Below are 13,029 nucleotides of genomic sequence, written 5' to 3'. Positions count from 1 at the left end.
CGGCTGCGGTCCTCAAGGCGTGGAAGGTGTGGCCGCGGCGGCAGGCCGCTCGCGGAACAGCAGCAGGAAGGCGACCAGCACGACCAGTGCAACGCCGGCCGGGAACAGCCAGATCTTCTGCCAGTCCGGCCCTGCGGCCGTCGTGTAGTGCTCGACCACCGCGCCGGACAGGAAGGTGCCGATCAACATGCCCACGCCGTAGGTGGCCAGGGTGATGAAGCCCTGCGCGCTGCTGCGTGCATCAGGGCCGGCATGCGCATCGGTGTAGATCTGGCCGGTGACGAAGAAGAAGTCGTAGCAGATGCCGTGCAGCACGATGCCGATCACCAGCAGCGAGAAGCCGCCACCCGCATCGCCGAAGGCGAACATGACGTAGCGAACCACCCACGCGGCCATGCCGACCGCCAGCATCGTCTTCACCCCCAGCCGCACGAACAGCAACGGCATTGCCAGCATCAGCAGCACTTCGGAGACCTGGCCCAGCGATTGCAGGCCGGCCGCGCCGCGCACGCCCAGGTCGTTGAGATATGGGTTGGTGAAGTTGTAGTAGAACGACAGAGGGATGCAGATGGCGATGGATGCCAGGAAGAACACCAGGTAGGCGCGCGACTTCAGCAGCCGCAGCGAGTCCAGCCCCAGGATCTGCCCCAGCCCAGCGTCACGCTGCTGTGCCAGAGGCGGCGTATGCGGCAGGGTGAACGCGTACAGGCCCAGCGCCAGCGAGGCCATCGCCGCCATCTGGAACGTGAGCTCCAGACGATGCGCCTGTTCCCAGCCCAGCCAGCCGATCAGCACGCCTGCCACGATCCAGCCGATGCTGCCGGCCACCCGCACCAGCGGGAACTGTTTCTCGGGCGACTGCATGTGCCGCATCGCCACGCTGTTGGCCAGCGCCAGCGTGGGCATGAACAGCAGCATGTAGCCCATGACGTACGCCGAGAACATGCTGAAGCTGGTGGCCGTGGACGCCAGCCACATCAGCACAGCGCCGGCCAGGTGCAGCACCGCGAGGATGCGCTGCGCGGCGAAGTAGCGATCGGCGATCAGGCCGACCAGGAAGGGCGCGACGATGGCGCCGATGGACTGGCTGAGGAAGGCCGTTGCCACCTGGCTGGCGCTGGCCTGCAGCGGGCCCTGCACCAGGTACGTCCCCAGGGTGACGAACCAGGCCCCCCAGGTGAAGAACTGCAGAAACATCATCGCGCCCAAGCGCGACATGGTGTGCGTCATGGCTTGCCCTCCCGGGGCGGTAATGGCTCAGATCCCCAGCATGCGGCGCAGTGAGTGTGGGGCCGTGCCGCTGTCGGCGAAATCATCGAAGGCACGCTCGGTTACCCGGATGATGTGGTCGCGGATGAACGCGGCACCTTCGCGTGCGCCGTCCTCGGGGTGCTTCAGGCAGCACTCCCACTCCAGCACCGCCCAGCCCGGGAAGTCGTACTGCGCGAATTTCGAGAAGATCGCCTTGAAGTCGACCTGGCCGTCGCCGAGCGAACGGAACCGCCCCGGACGATCAATCCAGTCCTGGTAGCCGCCATAGACACCACTGCGCGCGCTTGCGTGATACTCCGCGTCCTTGACGTGGAAGATGCCGATGCGATCGTGATAGCGGTCAATGAAACCCAGGTAGTCCATCTGCTGCAGCAGCAGGTGGCTGGGGTCGTAGAGGATCTTCGCGCGTGGGTGCTGATCCACCACATCGAGGAAGCGCTCGAAGGTCGCGCCGTCATGCAGGTCTTCGCCCGGATGGATCTCGAAGCACAGGTCCACGCCGCAGGCGTCGAAGGCATCCAGGATGGGGCGCCAGCGGCGGCCGAGTTCGGCGAAGGCTTCTTCCACCAGCCCCGGTGGACGCTGCGGCCAGGGATAGAAATAGGGCCAGGCCAGTGCGCCGGAGAACGTGGCATGCGCGGTCAACCCCAGGCGCTGGCTGGCCTTGGCGGCCAGCAGCAGCTGCTGCTCCGCCCAGGCCTGGCGGGCGGCCGGGTCGCCGCGCTTGTCTGCCGGCGCGAAACCGTCGAACAGGCTGTCGTAGGCGGGGTGGACGGCAACCAGCTGCCCTTGCAGGTGGGTGGACAGCTCGGTGATCTGCAGGCCATGCCCGCCCAGCATGCCAGCGAGGTCGTCGCAGTAAGCCTGGCTGCGCGCGGCCTCGGCCAGATCGAACAGGTGGGGCGCGCTGGTCGGTACTTGTAGGCCAGAATAGCCCAGCGCCGAGGCCCATCCGGCCAGCGTGTCCAGTCGATCAAAGGGAGGTGTGTCGCCAATGAACTGCGCCAGGAACAGCGCTGGACCCTTGAGCGTCTTCAAGATGATTCGCCCTGATGCAATCGATTGCATTACCCTAGCATGGGCCTCCTGCAGACCCGTTGTGCACTGCACAGCGGCTGGAACAACGTAACGCCATGGCAACCATCTATGACATCGCAAAGCACGTTGGCGTTTCCGCTGGCACGGTGTCGCGTGCGCTTTCGCGGCCGGACAAGGTGCTGCCGGCCACCCGCACGCGCATCGAACAGGCGGCCGCTGCCTTGGGCTATGTGCCCAACACGGTCGCCCGGACGCTGAAGACCCAGCGCAGCGGCAAGATCCTGGTCACCGTCCCGGACATCGCCAATCCATTCTTCGCGCAGATCCTGCAGGGCGCGGAGGACGCGGCGCAGGCGGTCGGTTACGCCGTGCTGCTGGGCGATACCCAGAATCTGCCCGAGCGCGAGGAGCGCTACGCGCAGATGCTCCGGCGCAACGAGGCCGACGGCCTGATCGTGCTGGGGCACCGCCTGCCGCCGACGGCCCACGAGATTGTCCAGCAGCGGGGCACCGCTGCACCGGTGGTCAATGGCTGCGAATTCGATCCCGCGCTGGGCATCCCCAGCGTGCACATCGACAACGCGGCCGGCGCGCGCGCGGTGATGGACCATCTGTATGGACTGGGGCACGAGCGCATCGCCGTGGTCGGCGGACCGTCCGACAATCCGCTGCACCAGCAACGGATGGAAGGGGTCCGGGCCGCCGCCAAGGCGCGTGGCCGCCTGCGCCAGCTGGGCATCGTGCCGGGCGACTTTTCCCTGCAGTCCGGCCATGCGGCTGCGCAGGGGCTGTTGGCCTCGGCCGCCGCGCCGACGGCGATTTTCTGCTTCAGCGACCAGATGGCGCTGGGTGCCCTGGCGGCCTGCCGGGATCTGGGCATCCGCGTGCCGGATGACCTGTCCATCGTCGGCTTTGACGATCTGGCATCGTCGCGTTACCTCACGCCGCCGCTGACCACCATCCGGCAGCCCATGCGCGAGATCGGTGAGCGCGCGGTCAGCCTGCTGCTCGCCATCATCGAGCAGGTCGATGTGCCGCTGCAGCAGACGCTGGAGTTCAGCCTGATGCTGCGCGGCTCGACGGCTGCACCCAGGAACGGCTGAGGGCGGTGCGGGGCAATGGACGTGCGGCCGCCGGCCCGCGCCGTTGCAGCCAGCAACCTTTGATCCGGAATTGACGCGAAGCTGTCAGACTCGGCACAGGCAGCCCGCCAGGCTGCCAGGGGGGAACGTGCGATCGCTCAAGGGGGTCGGCCATGCCGTTCTTGATTGACGCGACGGAAGTCGCAGTCGAGGGCATCGGCGCGGCGCGGCGCATCGGCTGGATGCGCTTCGTCGGCAATGGGCTGGGGGCGATCCCCATCGCTTCGATCATTCTCGAACGCCAGGATGGCGCCTGGGCGTGGGTACTGTTGCTGCTCAACGCGTTGGCGTGGCCGGCGCTTGCACTGCTGCTGACCCACCGATCCCGCCAGCCCGCAGTGGTCCAGTTCCGCTGCATGGTGGCCGACTCCTTCTTCGGCGGCGGCTGGATCGCCTTCATGGCGCTGAGCGCGGTCCCCAGTGCGTTGTTCGCCGCGCTGCCGGTCGCCGACAAGATCGCTGCCGGTGGCGTGCGGTTGGCGATGCGGGCGACGCTGGCACTGGTGCTGGGCTTTCTGCTCAGCTGGTGGGCGCTTGGATTTCCCTACCAGCCCATCTCCTCGCAGCGCACGATCGTGCTGAGCGTGCCGTTCCTGTTCGTATATGGCATCGGGCTGAGCATCCTGAGCTGGCAACTGGCACGCCGGGTCAAATCACAGAACCGCCAGCTGCAGCGGCTGAGCCGGATGGATCCACTGGTGGAGCTGGCCAACCGTGGCTTTCTGATCCTTCGCGCGCAGCAGGTGCTGGACAAGGCGCAGGGACAGGGTGGATTCGCCTGCCTGCTGATGCTCGACGTTGACGACTTCAAGCGCATCAACGATTCACATGGGCACCGGGCCGGGGATGAGGTGTTGCGGCAGATCGCCGCCACCTTGCGCGAATTCGCGCGCCCGGGCGACATACCGGCACGGTTGGGTGGCGACGAATTCGTGGTGCTGCTGCGTGATTGCACAACGCGTGATGCGATGCATGTGGCCGAGCGGATCCGGCTGCATCTGCTCGAAGCGGCAAGGCAGGTGGCACCGGGCGTGGAGTTCAGTGTCAGCATCGGTATCGCGGCGACGCCGGGCCAGGGCACCGTGGAAGACTGGTTGGCCACGGCCGACAAGGCTCTCTATCACGCCAAGCGCCAAGGCAAGAATACGGCCAGCTGGGCGGACTGATATACGGCACCGCACGCCGTGCGCATGCGGGTATCAGAGCGCTCGTTCCCAGACCTGGCCGAGCAGATCGTGGCCAAAGCTGTGGTGGGGTTCTTCCTGCACCAGCTGGAAGCCTGCGCGTTCGTACAGGCGCCGGGCATCGGCCAGCACGCTGTTGGTCCAGAGCGTCATCCGCGTATAGCCGGCGGACGCCGCAAACGCGATGCACTCTTCCACCAACCGGGCGCCGATGCCCATGCCGCGCGCGGTGGCATCCACATAGAGCAGGCGCAGCTTGGCGGTGCTGTCGTCCTGCCTGACCACGAACACCGAGCCCACCATGTCGCCGTCCTTCTCGGCGATCCAGCAGCGTTCACGCGCCGGGTCCAGTTCGCGCAGGTACCTGGCAACGATCTCCGACACCAGCGCTTCGTACTCCGCATTCCAGCCGAATTCGCGGGCGTACAGCGCGGACTGCCGCGAGACCACCAGCCCCATGTCGCCCGGCCGCGGGTCACGCAGCAGGTACGAGGGAGACCTGTCGCCCAGCACGCTTTCGATCTGGCCCATGGCCGAAAGCAGCATCAGCTGTGCCGTCTCGGGCAGCGTCGCCAACAGCTCGGCCATTTCCCGCCGCGAGGTTTCTTCCAGCGGCGCGAACACGCTGTGCCCAACCGGAGTCAGGGTCAGAACGACCACGCGCGCATCCTCGGCCGAGCGGTCCTTGATGAGATAGCCCTGCCGCTCGAACCTGGCGATGACCCGGCTCACATAGCCGGCATCCAGGCCCAGCTCGCGGCACAGGTCCGAGGGCGACAACGGTGCGTGGTGGGCCAGTTCGTACAGGATGCGGACTTCGGTGAGGGACAGGCCACTGCGCAGCAGCGATTCCTGCAGTACGCCGATCTGCCGGGTATAGAAACGGTTGAAGCGCCGCACTGCATCGGCGCGTTCGGAAAGCGCACCCGTTGTCATGGCCGATCCACTTGTTTGACTTGGTCAAATAATTACTTGCCCAAGTCAAATAATCAAGGGGTAGGCAGCTCCGTGCTGCGGGCGTCGCCCAGCACCGGCGGCGGCTGTGCGCTGATGCATGCACAGCGCAGTAGCGCGGCGGCCAGCGCGGGATGCTGGCCGCGCATGGCCAGCTGCAGGGCGGTGATCGGCATGCCTAGTTCCAGCGCGACGAAGGCCAGGCCCGGCCGATGCAAGGTCTGCATCGAGGCCGGCACGATGGCGATGCCCAGGCCCGCTGCGGCCAGGTTGATGGCCGAGGCCACCTGTGGCGCTTCCTGCTGGATGGCGGGGGTGAAGCCCTGGCTGCGGCAGGCAGCGACGACATCGGCGCTCAGGCCATAGCCGGATTTCCGCGAGAACAGGATGAAGCGCTCATCGCGCAGCTCGGTCAGTGCGATGCCCGCCCGGCAGGCCAGCGGGTGTTCGGCCGGCAGTACCGCCACCAGTGGTTCGGCGCTGAGCTGCTGGATCACCAGCTCGCCGGGATGCGAGTACGGTGGGCGCACGATTACCGCGTCCAGTTCGCCGTCGTCCAGGCGCCGGATCAGGGATTCACTGCCGTCTTCGACCAGTTGCAGCTGCACCGCCGGATGCGCCTGCCGGAACCTGCGCAGCAGGGCGGTCACCGCGTCGTTGTATGAGGCCGATTCGGTCAGCCCCAGCGTGAGCGTGCCGACCTCGCCGCGTGCAGCGCTCAGCGCCTGTTCCTTGGCCTGGTCGACGCGCGCGAGGATGTCCACTGCAGCCGCCCAGAACACGCGGCCAGCGTCACTGAGCACGATGCCGCGTCCCTGGCGATGGAACAGCGGCGTGCCGATCTCTTCCTCCAGGGCGCGGATCTGCTGCCCGAGCGGTGGCTGGGCGATATGCAGGGCCTCAGCGGCCTTGGTGAAGCTCTGCAGTTGGGCGGTCATGACGAAGTAGCGCAGGTGGCGCAGTTCCATTGGAACCTCAGGCGTTCTGGTGCTGTACGAACACGGTATTGGACGGTCGCCGGTGGCGGCAACATCATCGGTATCCCACGGCAGATGTCCAACTACAAGGGAGACCACATGAAGAAGACACGTCGGCTGCGCGATCTGCTTCGGCGGGGCAGCGTGATCGCACCGGGCGTATTCGATGGCTTGTCGGCACGCCTGGTGGAGCTGGCCGGCTTCGATGCGGTGTACGCCAGCGGCGGGGCCATCGCACGTTCGGCCGGCGTGCCGGACATCGGCCTGCTCGGTCTCAGCGAAGTGCTTGCGCAGGTGGAACGGATCGTCGATGCCTGCGACCTGCCGGTGATCGCCGACGCTGACACCGGCTTCGGCGGCACCGCGAATGTTGAACGTACGGTGCGCGCGTTGGAAAGGGCAGGGGTTGCCGCCCTGCATATCGAGGACCAGGCCTTCCCCAAGCGCTGTGGCCACCTGGATGACAAGACACTGGTCGACGTGGGCGAGATGTGCACGAAGATCCGCGTCGCCTGCCAGTCGCGGATCGACCCGGAGCTGATGATCATCGCGCGTACCGACGCCATCGCCTGCGAAGGCCTGGACGCGGCGATCGAACGCGCGCGTGCGTATGTGGAGGCGGGCGCGGACATGATCTTCGTTGAAGCACCGGAAACGCTGGAACAGATCGAGGTGATTTCGCAGCGTGTTCCCGGGCCGAAGTTGATCAACATGTTCCACAGCGGCAAGACGCCGCTGGTGCCGGTGGCGCGGCTTGCCGAACTCGATTACCGGTTGGTGATCATTCCCTCGGACCTGCAACGCGCGGCGATCCGGGCCATGCAACGCACCCTGCAGGAGATTGCTGTGACCGGTGACAGCGGACGTGTCGCCAATGCGCTGGCCAGCTTCAGCGAGCGCGAGGAGATCGTGCGTACCGGTCGTTATCTGGCGCTGGATCGCGCCTGAGTCGAGGAAGCCTGCCGGGGGCAGGGAGGCGGCCTGTGCAATCGTGGCGTAACGGCCATTCATCCTGCACGCGGCATCGCCACGGCAATCCTCTACCATGGGCCACCCCGCCCGGACCTGCCCTGATGCATGACGCCCTTGTTGCCCAGCCCAAGCCCCCCGTCCCGAGGATCGCGGCCTGGCTGATGATGCTGCTGGGCATGTGGCTGGCGTTGAAGCTGGGCCTGGTGGTGACCCTGCTGTCGGGCCTGCTGGTGTTCCAGCTGACCCACCTGCTGGCTTCCACCGTGGAGGGCAAGCTGCCGCCAGGCCGGGCGCGGGCCATCGCGGTGATCGTGCTGTCAGCGGTGATCATCAGTGCGCTGGTGCTGGCCGGAATCGGCGTGGCGTCATTTTTCCGCAACGAGACCGGTGGGCCGGACGCGTTGCTGGCGCGGCTGATGGAGATCCTCAATTCGTCGCGGCACCAGGTGCCGGCGCTGCTGCAGCCGTACATCCCCGAGGACATGCCGGCACTGCGTACGGCGCTGAACGACTGGGCCGCCGAACATCAGCGCCAGCTGGGCGTGGCCGGTACCTCGGTGGTGCAGGTGGGTGTACGCGTACTGATCGGTATGGTGCTGGGCGCGATGATCGCGCTGTACGACGAACTGCCGCTGCCGAAGATGGGCCCGCTGGCGCAGGAGCTGATCGGCCGCACCAGCCGCCTGGCCACCGCGTTCCGCCAGGTGGTGTTCGCGCAGGTGAAGATCTCGCTGCTCAACACCGTGTTCACCGCCATCTTCCTGCTGGGCGTACTGCCGTTGTTCGGCGTGCACCTGCCGTTGTCCAAGACCCTGGTGCTGATCACCTTCATCGCCGGCCTGCTGCCTGTGGTGGGCAACATCATCTCCAACACCATCATCACCATCGTCGCGCTGTCGGTTTCGTTCTATGTGGCGGTGGCGGCGCTGCTGTACCTGATCGTGATCCACAAGCTGGAGTACTTCCTCAACGCACGCATCGTCGGTGGTGAGATCCAGGCCCGTGCCTGGGAGCTGCTGCTGGCGATGCTGGTGATGGAAGCGGCGTTCGGCCTGCCGGGCCTGGTTGCCGCGCCGGTGTTCTACGCCTATGTGAAGCGCGAACTGGTCGACCAGCGCTGGATCTAGTACGGCAGGGTGTGACGCATTTGCCCCGGCCAGGCGCTTGGTGAGGCCTTGCCGGCGCATTCGCGGTGACTGCGGTATACCCGTGGTCACGGTTCGCGCGGCACTGGCTTGGCGCTACCGGGACCGGCGGCTACAGTGATCCGCACTTCAGGGGAAATTTGCATGGCCGGCAAGGCATCGCCCATCGGGTTGCGGACCTGGGTCTGGATCCTGGCGGGGTTGTTCGTGGTCTGTACGCTGCCGTTGATGGCCATCGCGCTGGTCCAGGGCACACTGCGCTACAGCGCCGCCGAAGACAATCTGGTCAGCCTGCGCCAGCTGCGGCAGACCTTCGACCTGGCCAACCTGGTCTCCGCCGAACGCGGCCCGGCCAACAGCCTGCTCGGCGCCGACCCGGCCGATGCCGCCGAACACGCGCGGCTGGCTGCGCAGCTGGCGATGGCGCGCAGGCGGGTGGATACCTTGATGCAGCAGCTGGACAGCGTGTTCGGGGCTGCTCCCAGCGTAGTGGATGAGCAAGGCCTGCTGGCCGATGCGCAGCGTCGGCTGAAATCGGCGCGTGCGGCGGTCGACCGCGTCACCGCGCAGCCGCAGGAGGAGCGCCGGGTGGAGGAAGTGGAGCGGGCGATCAACAGCATGTTCGCGGTCGTCGACCGGCTGCACCTGCTGACCTCGGCGCAGATCAATCTGCTGGTCAGTGTCGACCGTGAAGCAGCCATTCCGGCGATGCAGGGCCAGGTGCTGATCGATCTGCGCGAGCATGGCGGTCGCCTGGCGTCCAATGTAATGGCACCGGTGGCGGTGCGGGGTGCCTGGCGCGACGAACAGGTACGCGCTGCTCTGCAGACCGAGGGCCGCCTTCTGGAGCTGTGGCGGCTGGCTGGCAGCCACCAATCGGTGTTCCGCAGTGACCCGGCGCTGTCCTGGCATTGGGACATGGCTCGCCGGCAGTTCTTCGGCGAGTCGCTGCCGATGATCGAGCAGCTGATCGAGGACGGTCGCCGCGGCGTGCCGCCACCGTGGACCGCGGCCGAGTTCACCGCACGCTACGTGCCGACACTGCAGTCGCTGGAAGCGCTGCGTGATGGTTACCTGAGCGTGTCCATCGCCCGCTTCGAGCGCACCCGCAACCGCGAGGCGACGCGGCTGGCAGTGCTGCTGGCGACTGCGCTGGGCACGCTGGTGGTGCTTGGCGTGGCCCTGCGCATTGCCCATCTGCAGATCCTGCGGCCGTTGCTGCAGGCGCAGCGGCAGGTGATCCAGATCGCCTCCGATGCACCCGGCCCGGAGCAGCACGTCACCCATCCGCTGGCCGAAATGCAGCGCCTGTTCGATGCCATCGAAGTGCTGCGCGAGAAGTCGCGGGAACGCTCGGCGTTGACCAGTGAGCTGCGCCAGCTGGCCGGTACCGACGAACTGACCGGACTGCTGAACCGGCGCGCGCTGGAGGAAGTGGTGCAGCAGCGGCATGCCGAGGGCGAGGCCAGTGCGGTGGTGATCCTGCTGGACGTCGACCGCTTCAAGGCGATCAACGATGGCCATGGCCACGATGCCGGTGACCAGGTGCTGGAGCAGGTGGCACAGCTGCTGCAGCGCCACCTGCGCCGCAGTGACAGCATTGCCCGCTACGGTGGCGAGGAATTCCTGGTGCTGTTGGCCGACGGTGATCTCGCGGGCGGCCGCCGCCTGGCGGAGTCGCTGCGCTTGGCGCTGCAGCAGCTGGACATCGTAATCTCGGGTGGCATCGAACTGCGGGTGACCGCCAGTTTCGGCGTGGCCCAGGGCGGCACCGATGCACTGGGCTGGCGCACGCTGCTGCGTGCCGCCGATGCCGCCATGTATCAGGCCAAGGCGCAGGGCCGTGATCGCGTCCGGGTGGCCGGTGGTGGGCGCGTTCCGCGCTGAAACGCCACGTTCATCGCTGGCGCACGCAGTGCCATCTAGACTGACCCTCCGATCGCTTGGAAGGAGCCATCATGACCGCTCGCCCTGTTGTCGCCGCAGTGCTGCTGGCCGGGTTGTTGGCCGGCTGTACCTCCACCGCTTCGCAGACCGCTGCGGATGCGCCGCGCCATCCTTCGATCGCCGCGGACCTGAGCCCGGTGCCGGCCTTCACCGGTGGCGGTGCGGGTTGGAGCATCGAGATTGCTTCTACCGGCAAGGGCAACCACGATGCCAGCCTCAGCGCTGACGGCCGCACCCACAAGGGCACGCTGCGCTATATGGGGCAACCGGCGGATGCACCCAGCTCGCTGATCGTGCTCAACGGCGAACTTGGCAGGCAGCCGGCCGTCGTCGAGATCAAGCGCGAGTCGTGCCGCACTGCCGAAGGTGTCGACACCCTGGCCAGCGTACAGGTGACGATGGAAGGGCAGCCACAGCGCCGCGGTTGTGGCCACCTGGCGGTGTATTGAGGTCGCGCGACGGCATGCTTGAGATTCCCACGCTTTACACCGAACGCTTGCGGCTGCGCCCGCAACGGCTCGATGACTTCGAGGTCTACGCCGCGTTCCTGGCATCGCCGCGCGCGGGCGGCATGGGCGGTCCGTTTGGTGAGGTCGCCGCGTGGGGGCAGTTCTGCCACGATCTGGCCAGCTGGCAGTTGTTCGGCCACGGTGCGCTGATGATCGAGCGTGGTGACAATGGTGCCTGCATCGGCCAGGTCGGTATCAACCACGGTCCGCTGTTCCCGGAGAAGGAACTGGGCTGGCTGCTGTATGACGGTCATGAAGGGCAGGGATTCGCCACCGAGGCGGCCGGCGCGCTGCGCGACTGGGCCTTCGTGGTGGCGCAGCTGCCGACCCTGGTCAGCTACATGGCGCCGGACAATGTGGCATCACAGGCCGTTGCGCAGCGGCTGGGCGGCGTGCTCGATGCGCAGGCCGTGCGCAGCGATGCTGGCGATCTGGTGTACCGCTACAGCGCGGGATAGCGTTGGCCGCTGGCCGGCATTACCTGGGCGCGGGGTGTCCCGCCCAGTCACCGATGCCATCCAGTTCCGGTGCCAGTGCGTGCTCGGCCGCACGCCGCAGCAGTGCCGGTGCGACGTAGTGGCGATGCGTGCTGTCGATCAGCGCCATGTAGATGCGACCGAACGCATTGTGGGTCTGCACGCGCGAACCGAGACTGATCTCGACGCCACCATCCGCACGCAGCTGCACCCGCACGCTGCTGCGGAAACGCAGATGGCGGTCGTCGGCACCGAGCAGGACTTCCGCGCAGTGGTCATCTGCATCGACCCGCGAATCCAGCACTGGATAACGGCCAACAAACAACCGGCTGCGGTCATTGGACAGCAGCGACGATACCGGGCAGCCCAGCGGTGAGGTGCGCAGCCTCAGCGGCGCAACCAGGCGGTTGCGCAGCGCCATCAACCGGCCCACGCCGCTGGGGGGATTGCGCAGGAAGCCTTCCAGTACCTCGGCCAGCAGTGTCGACGCGGAACGCTGCCGCACCTGCGTACTGTCCAGCAGTAGCGTAGTCAGGTCCTGGTAGTGGCTGAGCGGTAGCGCGGTGGCCAGCAGGCCGTCGTTGTGTGGCGGCTGCGACTGGATGGGGTAGGCCGGCGTAGCGCGTTCGACGAATCCACGCAGCGGCTGCAATGTGATCCGCCGCAGCGGGCCGAACCATGCGCGGGTGCGCGCGCATAGCCGGGCACGCAGGCTGGGGGCCGCAGCCTGCAATGACAGCTGTACCAGCGGTGTGGCCGTCAGTGCGGCGGCCGTTGGCCAGCAGGCTTCCGGCAGTACGTCGGTCAGGCTGGGAATGTCGGCGGCATTGCGCTGTACCTGCGCACGGGTGTGCTCGCTCATCGCACCGGCCAGTTCATTGCTGTGGCACGACAGCGCGAACAGCGCCGGATGGTTGCGGTGGTTCGATGCGAACTGGTGCCAGGTGCCGCCGCCGAAGCGCACGGTGAACAGGCAGTCCGGCGGGATGCGGACGCGCCGCAGCGTGCGTGCGAAGACGCCGGGATCGCTCGCCAGCTCGGCGTCGGAAGCGCTGGCGAAGCGCAGCTCGGCACCAGCGCTGCCGGCGATGGCCGTGAACATGCGTGGACCGGCATGGCGATGGAACGGATGGCCACCGGCACCAACAGAGAAACTGTACAGCGAGGACGGATCACCCTGCTGCAGATGCATGCCGCCCAGCCGTGCGGAGGGCTCATCCAGCGCATCGATGAAGGCCGGATGGTGGCGCTGGCGCTGGCTGGCGTCGGTGATCAGTGCATCACCGGCACCGATGCCCAATTGGGCGATCAGCGTGACTTCGGTCGGGCTGGCTCCTTCCCGGGCGGGAAGCTTGACTGCTGGAAACGAACGGCGGTCGCGGGTCGATCCAGGCATGGTCGGCTCCTTGGCAG

At 67.0% G+C, this 13,029-nt stretch carries 12 protein-coding genes; 7 read left to right on the top strand and 5 right to left on the bottom strand.

The features are described from left to right. Positions 1-12: 12 nt before the first annotated feature. Together AC07M7_RS01985 and AC07M7_RS01980 are read right to left on the bottom strand one after the other, a co-directional pair. A complete protein-coding gene (locus tag AC07M7_RS01985; protein ID WP_495206627.1) occupies positions 13-1,230 on the bottom strand; it encodes a nucleoside permease in 1,218 nt (405 codons plus the stop codon). A gap of 27 nt (positions 1,231-1,257) precedes the next feature. Next, positions 1,258-2,310 carry a sugar phosphate isomerase/epimerase family protein gene (locus tag AC07M7_RS01980; RefSeq protein ID WP_136638415.1) on the bottom strand — a complete coding sequence of 351 codons (1,053 nt, stop codon included), beginning with the start codon at positions 2,308-2,310 and terminating at the stop codon, positions 1,258-1,260. 95 nt (positions 2,311-2,405) lie between these two features. On the opposite strand from AC07M7_RS01980, the gene AC07M7_RS01975 reads away from it, so the two are divergent. Both AC07M7_RS01975 and AC07M7_RS01970 read left to right on the top strand, forming a co-directional pair. Then, entirely contained in the window at positions 2,406-3,413 is a 1,008-nt protein-coding gene (locus AC07M7_RS01975) for a LacI family DNA-binding transcriptional regulator (protein ID WP_495206626.1), read from the top strand. A gap of 152 nt (positions 3,414-3,565) precedes the next feature. Continuing rightward, positions 3,566-4,618 carry a sensor domain-containing diguanylate cyclase gene (locus tag AC07M7_RS01970; protein WP_495206625.1) on the top strand — a complete coding sequence of 351 codons (1,053 nt, stop codon included), beginning with the start codon at positions 3,566-3,568 and terminating at the stop codon, positions 4,616-4,618. Between the two features lie 33 nt (positions 4,619-4,651). Here AC07M7_RS01970 and AC07M7_RS01965 read toward each other — a convergent pair whose 3' ends face one another. Together AC07M7_RS01965 and AC07M7_RS01960 are read right to left on the bottom strand one after the other, a co-directional pair. Beyond that, positions 4,652-5,572 (bottom strand): bifunctional helix-turn-helix transcriptional regulator/GNAT family N-acetyltransferase, encoded by a 921-nt coding sequence (locus tag AC07M7_RS01965; RefSeq protein WP_495206624.1) that lies wholly within the window; start codon positions 5,570-5,572, stop codon positions 4,652-4,654. Between the two features lie 53 nt (positions 5,573-5,625). After that, positions 5,626-6,558, bottom strand: coding sequence for a LysR family transcriptional regulator (locus AC07M7_RS01960; RefSeq protein WP_495206623.1), 933 nt, complete (start codon positions 6,556-6,558; stop codon positions 5,626-5,628). Positions 6,559-6,666: 108 nt separating this feature from the next. On the opposite strand from AC07M7_RS01960, the gene AC07M7_RS01955 reads away from it, so the two are divergent. The 5 genes from AC07M7_RS01955 to AC07M7_RS01935 all read left to right on the top strand — a co-directional run bounded on the left by AC07M7_RS01955 (position 6,667) and on the right by AC07M7_RS01935 (position 11,598). Further along, on the top strand, positions 6,667-7,515 hold the full coding sequence (locus AC07M7_RS01955) for an isocitrate lyase/PEP mutase family protein (protein ID WP_426354048.1): 849 nt from the start codon (positions 6,667-6,669) through the stop codon (positions 7,513-7,515). 125 nt (positions 7,516-7,640) lie between these two features. Further along, positions 7,641-8,666, top strand: coding sequence for an AI-2E family transporter (locus AC07M7_RS01950; protein WP_046985719.1), 1,026 nt, complete (start codon positions 7,641-7,643; stop codon positions 8,664-8,666). 162 nt (positions 8,667-8,828) lie between these two features. Further along, positions 8,829-10,571, top strand: coding sequence for a GGDEF domain-containing protein (locus AC07M7_RS01945; protein WP_495206622.1), 1,743 nt, complete (start codon positions 8,829-8,831; stop codon positions 10,569-10,571). Positions 10,572-10,642: 71 nt separating this feature from the next. After that, positions 10,643-11,080, top strand: a complete 438-nt coding sequence (locus AC07M7_RS01940; protein WP_337302078.1) for a hypothetical protein — start codon at positions 10,643-10,645, stop codon at positions 11,078-11,080. A gap of 14 nt (positions 11,081-11,094) precedes the next feature. After that, positions 11,095-11,598, top strand: a complete 504-nt coding sequence (locus tag AC07M7_RS01935) for a GNAT family N-acetyltransferase (RefSeq protein WP_337302077.1) — start codon at positions 11,095-11,097, stop codon at positions 11,596-11,598. A gap of 19 nt (positions 11,599-11,617) precedes the next feature. Here AC07M7_RS01935 and AC07M7_RS01930 read toward each other — a convergent pair whose 3' ends face one another. Further along, positions 11,618-13,012 (bottom strand): DUF2867 domain-containing protein, encoded by a 1,395-nt coding sequence (locus AC07M7_RS01930; RefSeq protein ID WP_495206621.1) that lies wholly within the window; start codon positions 13,010-13,012, stop codon positions 11,618-11,620. Between the last annotated feature and the right edge of the window lie 17 nt (positions 13,013-13,029).

Source organism: Stenotrophomonas sp. GW821-FHT09E08 (assembly GCF_059416125.1).
Note: the sequence above shows the minus strand (reverse complement) of the source record. Positions and strands in the feature narration are given on the sequence as shown.

What these genes read in the sequence shown, in the direction of transcription:
- AC07M7_RS01985 (WP_495206627.1), bottom strand. Translation starts at nt 1,230, where the DNA reads ATGACGCACACCATGTCGCGCTTGGGCGCGATGATGTTTCTGCAGTTC.
- AC07M7_RS01950 (WP_046985719.1), top strand. Translation starts at nt 7,641, where the DNA reads ATGCATGACGCCCTTGTTGCCCAGCCCAAGCCCCCCGTCCCGAGGATC.
- AC07M7_RS01955 (WP_426354048.1), top strand. Translation starts at nt 6,667, where the DNA reads ATGAAGAAGACACGTCGGCTGCGCGATCTGCTTCGGCGGGGCAGCGTG.
- AC07M7_RS01940 (WP_337302078.1), top strand. Translation starts at nt 10,643, where the DNA reads ATGACCGCTCGCCCTGTTGTCGCCGCAGTGCTGCTGGCCGGGTTGTTG.
- AC07M7_RS01965 (WP_495206624.1), bottom strand. Translation starts at nt 5,572, where the DNA reads ATGACAACGGGTGCGCTTTCCGAACGCGCCGATGCAGTGCGGCGCTTC.
- AC07M7_RS01970 (WP_495206625.1), top strand. Translation starts at nt 3,566, where the DNA reads ATGCCGTTCTTGATTGACGCGACGGAAGTCGCAGTCGAGGGCATCGGC.
- AC07M7_RS01935 (WP_337302077.1), top strand. Translation starts at nt 11,095, where the DNA reads ATGCTTGAGATTCCCACGCTTTACACCGAACGCTTGCGGCTGCGCCCG.
- AC07M7_RS01930 (WP_495206621.1), bottom strand. Translation starts at nt 13,012, where the DNA reads ATGCCTGGATCGACCCGCGACCGCCGTTCGTTTCCAGCAGTCAAGCTT.
- AC07M7_RS01960 (WP_495206623.1), bottom strand. Translation starts at nt 6,558, where the DNA reads ATGGAACTGCGCCACCTGCGCTACTTCGTCATGACCGCCCAACTGCAG.
- AC07M7_RS01945 (WP_495206622.1), top strand. Translation starts at nt 8,829, where the DNA reads ATGGCCGGCAAGGCATCGCCCATCGGGTTGCGGACCTGGGTCTGGATC.
- AC07M7_RS01975 (WP_495206626.1), top strand. Translation starts at nt 2,406, where the DNA reads ATGGCAACCATCTATGACATCGCAAAGCACGTTGGCGTTTCCGCTGGC.